Annotated in this window: 2 protein-coding genes; one reads left to right on the top strand and one right to left on the bottom strand. The window is 27.4% G+C overall.

What is annotated here, in order from left to right:
- A partial coding sequence (locus tag BN3279_RS01675; protein WP_059048925.1) for an ATP-grasp domain-containing protein occupies positions 1 to 1131 on the top strand: 1131 nt, incomplete at its 5' end.
- On the opposite strand, the gene BN3279_RS01680 is transcribed toward BN3279_RS01675, so the two are convergent.
- Complete coding sequence (locus BN3279_RS01680) at positions 1120 to 3588, bottom strand: hypothetical protein (protein ID WP_059048926.1); 2469 nt, start codon at positions 3586 to 3588, stop codon at positions 1120 to 1122. The genes BN3279_RS01675 and BN3279_RS01680 overlap by 12 nt on opposite strands.
- Positions 3589 to 3622 lie beyond the last annotated feature (34 nt).

Below are 3622 nucleotides of genomic sequence, written 5' to 3' on the forward strand. Positions count from 1 at the left end.
AATAACTATAAATTATTTGGAGGTTTTATGTTAAAACAATCATTATGCTATTTTAATGAGAAAAAGGAATTAATTCAGTTGTTAGGGAAGTTAGAACCTATGGTCAAAGATGTTGAAGTAATGATGGTTTGTAATGTAAAAGGTGTCACTATCAACAACAGTGATTACAAAGAGACATCTATAGAAACTGAATTTCTATCCCAATTGGAGTATGATGAACTAATTAATTCCTCTCAAGAATTTGGATTATATACTAGTACATACTTTGATGTGAATGAGTTTCTTGAGAAAATGCTAAAGAATTCAAACAACAAAAAAAAAATAAGTGTAGTCTTTGAAACTACTCAAAAGAGTATTACAAGAGGAAAAGACTCATTAATATCAGCTTTTTGTGATATTAATAATATTATTTACACCGGCCCTAATGCATATGTAAATAGCCTTTGCAGCCATAAGTATCATTGGAGTATTATATTAAAATCACATGGTATACCTACCCCTAATAGTTGGGAATATACAACTAATAATAATTGGTTATTGGGAATTCAACCAAATATGGATTGCAAACTTATAGCCAAACCTATTTATGAATGTGCTAGTATTGGAATTACAGAAAATTCTATAGGAACATTTAATGATGAATTTCAGAAAATGATAAAAAATAAAGTTAAATCATACAATCAACCCTTTATAGTTCAAGAGTTTATAGCAGGATATGAGATTGAAGTACCAGTTATTATAAATAATTCAAATCCTATTATATTGCCACCAGTTGGTATAAGCTATAATGGAAAGAAAAAACTGGGTAATACATTTTTGCTTTACGAAACAATAAATCATGATAACTATAATTTTTATGACATTTCTCAATTCAATAAAGATTGGATTGAAAAGATAAAGAATTGTGTTCTTAAAATAGTTCATATTCTTGAGCTTAATGGATATGTTAGGATTGATTTTCGTATTAAAGATGATGGGAGTTTATTTGTATTTGATGTTAATGTATACCCCCATATTACAAGACATAGTTCTTTTTCTAAAAGCTTTGAATTATTAGGATTTGAGCACAAAAAGTTACTACCTACACTTATTAGTAATGCAATAGATAACCGTATGAACTTAGCAATCTGACCAAGTTTGTAGCTCACTAAATAAAAACAGTTTCCCCCAAAAATCCCATGCCTGTCCTACTTCATTAGGGTATTTGGATACCATAGTACTATTCCAATCAGATGATAAAGTTATCTCTTTGTTACATAACAATTTATGTATATGCTTAGATCGAACAGTAAAATAAATTCTATCATTTTCAAGTGGAATTACATCAATAATTGTCTCGAAAATATTTGTAGCTTTAGTTGTTTCACCTTTAAGGTAGCAAATCATAGCAAAATTATTAACTACAAAGTATCTATAATAGCTGTCAATTTCAGTATTATTACAAATGTCTCGATAAAGAGACTCTGATATTTCATATGCTTGTTCAAAATCATTTGAAAGTGCATAGAGTGCGACTAGGTTGTTTTGAATCAAGATTAGGTCAGCACAGTTTTCAGCATTATCCAAAAACATTCTAATAGTATCTATACAATCCGTTACGTTAATTCTATTAGTAAGATACCCACTCAAAACATAGTTATTAATTAAAATTTCAGGTTTAAGAAATTGGATTTCAGAAAAACTATCAACTAACTTCATGGCCGAACTTGACAAATTGTAGGCATAACTAGCATTTCCTAACACTAAATTATTTGCTGAATGATTTAATAGAGATATATAGTAATTTTGTACATCTAGAACTTCATTCTTAGTTGGAGAAAAATACTCATAGGATTTTTGGGTTTCAAGTATTGCGGTTTCTATTTTTAAATAGACATTTGCTTTCATTTTCAACATATATTTTCTACGTTGAATAGTTAAGTCAGTTTGTGATTTTTCATTGAAAACCTTATCTATCTGTCCACGATATTTATGTAGTTCATTAATTTTGTTTAACTCATACAAAAAGTCAAGTAGTAAGGTTGTAGATCTCAACCACATCTCTAGATTGTTTGACTTAAATTCTTTATCGTTAACCCATTTTTCGAGATAATACTGTCCTTCTTCAAAGTCGCTTTTTGAGTAATGCCAATTGGTATTAATTAAGGCCTTTAGATAATCAATTTCGAAATTAAATTCTAATATTTCTGTTTCAAGATTAAAAACTCTTATGTTCGCTTCACTATATTTTCCTTGGAAATATAATTTATAAATTTGAATTATAGCCCTATAGAAGTCATAATATTTATTATCATTTTGATAACTAAGATTTAGAGCATCTTGAAGATATGTCTCCTTTCCATGCTCTCTATAATAACTAATTAAATGAATAACACTTAAGATTAAAGATTCTTGCTTGTTTCCAGCATTATTAAGATGTAGTGCTCTAAGCTTGTATTCACTTGGATATAAAATATATATACATTGTGCAAGCAAGTGATGATAGTGAATCTCTTCATGACTGTTAAAACTATTAAAAAAAGTTTTATATACAATAGAATCGACAAATTCAATTTTTTGATCTTTGTTCAACAGCAACTCCATTTTACATAAATGTGTGAGTATTTGTCGAAATTCATACTCCGGTTTTTGGAAAAATTTTCTCAATAATTGTTCTTGTGTTATAGGCCCTGATATAGAAGCTTTTTTAAGTAATTCAATAAACACACTTGATTCTCTTTCTATCTCATTTGATATTCTATTTTTGATTAAAGTAAATATACTATTGGTATTAAGATCTGAAATATCAGTGGTATATTTCGTAAATGAACTTAGTTCTTTCAATAATTTCAGGTTTCCCCCTGTTATGTTATACAAAGAATTTGCTTGTTTTGTAGATATAGTTATATCATTGCGAAAAATATGCATAATATATCCAATATTATTTTTTTTAATTGGTTCAAGAATTAAATCTTTGACTTTTATTTTAATCCTGTTCTTGATTTGATTTAGTTGTTCGCTGTTACATTCTGACAATAATAAAAAAGATAATTGATTATTGGTATTTTCCATATTTTCATTTATAAGATAAATTAAAAGATGGATAGAGTCCTCATCCCAATTTTGTAAATCATCACAAACAAAAAACGTTTTTTTATTATTAATAAGATGATTTAATGATTTTATAATAGCTAGCTCTTGAGCTGACAAATCGTTTTGATAATTTTTTTTTGAAAAAATAATTTCAAAAACTGAAGATAGAATATTCCCAACGTAAGGAACATCTTTACTCCCTTCAATAAAAAATTTTTGTATAATAGTTTCTTTTCTATTCTTATTATCCATAATAAATTCTAAGAAGGGCTGGTATTTCTTTGAGACATTATCTAATCGGCCAGAGCTCAAAAAAATACAAGTAAATTTATTATTTAAACTCTCTATATATTTGTTGATTTCATTGCAAAGTGTAGTTTTTCCCATTCCTGGTTGAGCTTCAATTGCAAAAATTCCATTATGTTCTTTAAAGTGTTTGATTAGAAGATCAAAAATTTCCTCTTGTTTTGTAAGTGTGGCAATTTCTTTACTATATTCATAATCAATATTTATCAAAGGTAGTCAAACCTCCAAATAATTTATAGTTATT

This window comes from Paenibacillus senegalimassiliensis (assembly GCF_001486585.1).
Taxonomy (GTDB): Bacteria; Bacillota; Bacilli; order Paenibacillales; family Paenibacillaceae; genus Fontibacillus; species Fontibacillus senegalimassiliensis.